Origin of the sequence: Desulfofundulus sp. (assembly GCF_049701015.1) — a bacterium.
Lineage (GTDB): Bacteria > Bacillota > Desulfotomaculia > Desulfotomaculales > Desulfovirgulaceae > Desulfofundulus.
Genome location: NZ_JBNATZ010000169.1, coordinates 1 through 5,453, shown reverse-complemented (window position 1 = coordinate 5,453; position 5,453 = coordinate 1). Strand labels below are relative to the sequence as shown.

At 48.9% G+C, this 5,453-nt stretch carries 6 protein-coding genes; 1 reads left to right on the top strand and 5 read right to left on the bottom strand.

From position 1 onward, the window contains the following. Positions 1–5: 5 nt before the first annotated feature. Both ACPLUI_RS10415 and ACPLUI_RS10410 read right to left on the bottom strand, forming a co-directional pair. The gene (locus tag ACPLUI_RS10415) at positions 6–188 is read right to left on the bottom strand and encodes an aspartyl-phosphate phosphatase Spo0E family protein (RefSeq protein ID WP_424660198.1); all 183 of its coding nucleotides are present in this window, start codon (positions 186–188) and stop codon (positions 6–8) included. Between the two features lie 52 nt (positions 189–240). Beyond that, positions 241–471, bottom strand: a complete 231-nt coding sequence (locus tag ACPLUI_RS10410; protein WP_424660197.1) for a hypothetical protein — start codon at positions 469–471, stop codon at positions 241–243. A gap of 193 nt (positions 472–664) precedes the next feature. Between ACPLUI_RS10410 and ACPLUI_RS10405 the strand changes: the two genes are divergently transcribed. After that, a complete protein-coding gene (locus ACPLUI_RS10405; RefSeq protein ID WP_424660196.1) occupies positions 665–1,480 on the top strand; it encodes a LexA family protein in 816 nt (271 codons plus the stop codon). A 786-nt stretch (positions 1,481–2,266) separates the two neighbouring features. On the opposite strand, the gene ACPLUI_RS10400 is transcribed toward ACPLUI_RS10405, so the two are convergent. The 3 genes from ACPLUI_RS10400 to ACPLUI_RS10390 form a co-directional block, all read right to left on the bottom strand. Beyond that, complete coding sequence (locus ACPLUI_RS10400) at positions 2,267–3,049, bottom strand: enoyl-CoA hydratase-related protein (protein ID WP_424660195.1); 783 nt, start codon at positions 3,047–3,049, stop codon at positions 2,267–2,269. A gap of 92 nt (positions 3,050–3,141) precedes the next feature. After that, positions 3,142–3,996: a 3-hydroxybutyryl-CoA dehydrogenase gene (locus tag ACPLUI_RS10395; RefSeq protein ID WP_424660194.1), complete on the bottom strand. Its 855-nt coding sequence runs from the start codon at positions 3,994–3,996 to the stop codon at positions 3,142–3,144. A 77-nt stretch (positions 3,997–4,073) separates the two neighbouring features. Further along, on the bottom strand, positions 4,074–5,366 hold the full coding sequence (locus tag ACPLUI_RS10390; protein ID WP_424660193.1) for an acetyl-CoA C-acetyltransferase: 1,293 nt from the start codon (positions 5,364–5,366) through the stop codon (positions 4,074–4,076). Positions 5,367–5,453 lie beyond the last annotated feature (87 nt).

The window sequence follows — 5,453 nt, the reverse complement described above, 5'->3', positions numbered from 1 at the left end:
GCCACTTACTTTTTTAACCCTGGATACTCACGTTTTTCTCCTAATTCTACAAAAACCTCCCGTTGATATTGTACTATTAAGCTGTCCAGACGCCGGCTTAAAGCCAGGATCTCATCCTGATCCTTCCTGTTCAGGCCGTTCAATCTCTGGCGTAGGTTCTCAATTTCCATGCCAAGTTTTCGATCCAAGGCCCTTACCCCCTCCCCAGTTATTGAAACGAAATAAATCGAAATGGTGGCATTATTTTTGAAGGCTAACCTTTTCAGCAGTTGCATTATGCTCACTGCTATCAGGGTCGGGAAGTGCCCAGCTCCTGGTGGGAAGACCAAGTTTCAGCATCCACACCGAAACTGTCGCCCTGCCAACGCCAAATAGCTGTGCCAGCTGGTCCAGAGTATACCCCTTTTTATAGTAATAGTGACGAATAAGTGTTGCTACTGGCTCGCCAAATCTACTTTCAATTTCAATCATCTTGCTCTTACGCCCGGCCAATATTATCACCTCATATAAAAATATTTTCATTTTGTAAACACATATCTAAAAACAGCAAGGTATCGCTTACGCCGTCAGGTTATCATATTGTTACTTGCATGTCAAGAGGTTTTTCCGAAATATTAAGGAATAATATAGTTAAAATTTCGTACTGAAAATCAAGGTGAACGTTATGAAAAGTTATTACGAGGAGATTGGGAAAAGAATAAAAATGGCAAGAGAAGAAAGAGGAATGACCCAGGAGCAATTGGGGGAGAAGCTGGGTTTCACCAAGACCGCCATTAACCTTTACGAAAAGGGGAAAAGGCGAGTTTCCATAGATGATTTAAAAAGAATTTCACATATCCTTGGCAAACCCCTGTCCTTTTTTTTGGGTGAGACTCTTTCCCCAATGGAAACCATCAGTTCCCTTATCCAGAAACCACTGGTAGAGTTTCTACCCATCAAACAAGTTCCCCTTCTAAGTACGATACGCGCTGGAACACCTCCCTACACTAAGGCCGATATTATTGGTTACATAAACATCGATAGACAACTCGATGCCGATTTTGCCTTTATAGTAAGAGACGATAGCATGAGCGGAGCCGGCATATTGCCCGGTGATATCGCTATATGCAAAAAAGTTGACGCGGTAGAACCTGGCTGCATAGCAATTGCTCCCATCAATGAAGGTGAAATAGCCATAAGATATATAGTCTCCGACGATGGCCTCTTGAAATTACGTGCAGCCAACCCGCACTATAAAGATATCCCTTTCAGTCCCGGTGAAAAAAATATTTACGGTATGGTTGTTTTAATTCAAAAAAAACCGCCCGCCCTGGCAGATAAAGCTTATGCCATCCAAAGGGATGAGTGGGTGGAGGTAAGAGAAGTGGCAGCAAAGTATGGCATCAGCCCGGAAAAAGCCAAACGGCTTATCGAATCGTTTGGCAGGCTGATGGAAAGTGAACAGGAAACGGGGTCTAATAATACAGATGACAGGAATTAGAACCATCGGGCTGGTCAAATTCAGTCGGATGTTTATTAGTCCAATGTGCTTTCTGATCCGGGTTTATGATAAAATATTGATTAAAAACATGTAGAATTGTGGAAGCGAGGTGAACCCCATTGAGGGAATCCAGAATACCATCTGCAGAAAATAGACCCAATTACCCACCCTGCTACCACCCGGTACCGGTTGGTTCCCGGGGAGAGATATGTGTCAGATTCGGATGTTCTCCCAGCTGTGCCGTTTGTCCGCTGTCAAGAGTTAAAAATACACCAGCTTGCTTCCAGAGTTTGCCCGGCTTCCCCGAATATTGTATTTCCGAGTATTTTATCCCCGAGTGCAAACGTTTTTGTAAGTATGCAGTTACAGAAATATGATTCTATTATAAATAACCAGGTAACTAAAAAAGTCCGGGGAAGGCCGGATGAACGGGATTTAAGAAATTAATTAAAGAATAGATTCCGATCAAAAGGACCAGTCCCGCCACCCAGAAGACCACTATCCTCCGGTGGTTCCAGGTTGTAAAGTCCCAGAGGTAAAAATACAAAAGCATATACGGACAGAGGAACAAGAACAACCAGGTAATATCCACAAACCCCACCTCCGCATTTCGCAAGTTGACAAACGAGTTTCACTCCATGTATCCCTTCAAGAATTCATTTCAAATTACATTTTACATTATACTATAAAACAGACGTTATAGAAAAAAGCAGGCTGCTTCTCGTGGTTATACCCCAGCCTGCTTTCTCGTTCTAATTCAGAACAGAATAATGAACCGCCCTGTTGTCAGCAGCCCCGGAACTGCGGCTTGCGCTTATTTAAAAAGGCCGCTATACCCTCTTCCCGGTCTGCCGTGGCAAATACCAGGCCGAAAAGATCAGCCTCGTGGGCAAGCGCTTTTTCAAGGTCCATTTCCAGCCCATCGTTCACAGCTTCCTTGGTCAGCCTTACGGCCACAGGTCCCCGGGCGGCAATGCGCTCGGCCATGCCGCGGCAGAAGTTGAGAAGTTCCTCCGCCGGAACCACATGATTCACCAGGCCGATACGTCTGGCAGTTTCAGCATCAAGCATATCCGCGGTAAATAAAATTTCCTTGGCCAGGCCCGGGTTGACCAGTCTGGTCAGACGCTGAGTTCCACCGAAACCAGCAATCAAGCCCAGATTTACCTCGGGCTGGCCAAATTTAGCCTTCTCTGATGCTATCCGGATATCACAGGCCATGGCCAGTTCACACCCGCCGCCCAGGGCAAAGCCATTAACGGCTGCAATCACCGGTTTAGGCAGGTTTTCTATCTTGCTCAATACTTTCTGCCCCAGCCGGGCAAAGTCTTTCGCCTCGAGGGGGGTTAATTTGCTCATAAAGGCAATATCCGCCCCGGCCACAAAGGCCTTCTCCCCTGCACCGGTAATGATGATCACCCGGACCGCCGTATCCGCCCCCAGTTCCTCGATGGCACCGTCAATTTCTTTAAGCGTCTCGGCATTCAAAGCGTTTAAAACCTGTGGCCGGTTGATGGTAAGTAGGGCCACGGCGCCATTTTTTTCTACAAGGATATTATTCCAGGACATTGTCCCGCCTCCTCTCAACCAGCTTGAAATGCGGCGCCACCCTTCCAAAACCATGCTTCACCCCGGACAGCGCCGCATTACGCTTGCAATATTTACTGGTTATAAACGTAGAATCCCCTGCCGGTCTTGCGGCCCAGCCAGCCCGCAGCCACGTACTTTCTCAGGAGGGGACACGGACGATACTTGCTATCGCCCAATTCCCTGTGCAGTACTTCCATGATGTAAAGACAGGTATCCAGGCCAATTAAATCGGCCAGCGCCAGGGGACCCATCGGGTGGTTCATGCCCAGCTTCATTACCTGGTCAACTGCTTCCGGAGTGGCAATTCCTTCGTAAACACAGTAAATTGCTTCGTTAATCATCGGCAGGAGCACCCGGTTGGAAACAAATCCAGGGGCATCGTTTACTTCCACAGGCACCTTGCCCATACGTTCACTCATGGCCTTGACCACCGCATAAGTTTCATCGGAGGTGGCCAGTCCCCGGATAACTTCTACCAGCTTCATCACCGGTACCGGATTCATAAAGTGCATGCCTATGACTTTGTCAGGCCTTTTTGTAACCGCGGCAATCTGAGTAATGGGCAGGGACGAAGTGTTTGTGGCCAGTATGGTATGAGCAGGGCAAATTTCATCAAGTTGTCTGAAGATGTTAGACTTTACTTCCATGTTTTCTATCGCTGCTTCAATAACCAGATCCACATCTTTAGCATCGGCCAGGCTGGTGGAAAGGGTAATACGTCCGAGTATTTCTGCCTTTTGCTCTTCCTGCAACCTCCCTTTACTCACATCCCGGCTCAAGTTCTTTTCGATGTTACCCAAGCCCCGTTGAACAAATTCGTCTTTAATGTCATTTAAGATAACCTTGCAGCCGGCCACTGCCGCCACCTGGGCGATTCCCGAACCCATCTGGCCGGCTCCCACAACCATTACTTTCTGTACATCCATAACCCCTGAACCTCCTCAACGTTTTTTTTAAACCATGGATGCTGGAACAGTTAGTGGTAACGCTAAAATAGCCAGTCTTAAATATTCTCTACAACCATGGCCATCCCCTGACCACCACCGATGCACATGGTCACCAGACCGGTTTGTAAATTTCTCCTCTTCATTTCATGCATAATCGTGACGACCAGCCTTGCCCCCGTACAGCCAATGGGGTGGCCCAAAGAAATGCCACTGCCCAGAGGGTTGGTTTTATCGAGAGTAAGGCCAAGCTCCCTCATACAGGCAATTGCCTGTGCAGCAAAAGCTTCATTCAGTTCTACAACGTCTATATCCTGTATGGTTAACCCGGCCTTTTTCAAAGCTTTTCTGACTGCTGGAACCGGGCCGATGCCCATATATGCCGGGTCGACCCCCCCGGAAGCGAAAGCTTTAATTGCAAGCCATGGCTTTAATCCCAGCTCCCTCGCCTTTTCCCGGGACATCAACACCACTGCTGCTGCGGCGTCATTTATACCCGAGGCGTTGCCTGCTGTAACCGTTCCATCGGGCCGGAAGACCGGGCGCAATTTAGCCATCTTTTCCATACTGGTATCCATGGGCCGCTCATCAGTGTCAAAGACTACCGGCTCGCCTTTCTTCCGGGGCAGGGGTACGGGTACAATTTCTTCTTTAAAAAGCCCCTCTTTAATGGCCGCCCTGGCCCGCTGGTGGCTGAGCAGGCCCAGCTCATCCTGTTCCTGGCGGCTGATTCCGTATTGAGCGGCGATGTTTTCCGCAGTATTACCCATGTGGTAACCGTAAAAAATTTCCCATAACCCATCGTAAACCATCAGGTCAATGCATTCGCCTCTGGCATTGACATCCATCCGGTACCCCCAGCGGGCCCGGGGCAGGATATAGGGCGCCTGGCTCATATTCTCCATGCCACCGGCCACCACCACCTCCGCCTCGCCTGCCATAATGGCCTGGGCACCTAAAGCAATAGCTTTTAAGCCCGAGCCGCAAACTTTATTGACCGTAAAGGCGCTGGATTCTTTAGGAATACCGGCATAAATGGCGGCCTGGCGGGCGGTGTTCTGACCACTACCTCCCTGGAGAACATGGCCCATAATCACTTCGTCGACCTGCACTTCCTGCAGGGAGTCATCCCAGTCATAGCAGGTCTTTTCCAGATCCGTTAACGGTGCACTCTGCAGGGCATCCGGACCGTAACCTAAAAGCTCCTGACTGGAGACAGGCCTCAAACCAGCTCGCTTCAGGGCTTCTTTAATCACCAGACTGCCCAGCTTGACCACCGGCACGTCCTTCAAGGAACCACCAAAAGCACCGATGGCGGTACGCACACCGCTAACCACAACTACTTCTTTCACCCGTTATCAACTCCTAACGCGCCGTTTACTTTCCGAGGAGCTTTTTGAACTCCTGGGTTAAAAGGGGTACCACTTCAAAGAGGTCAC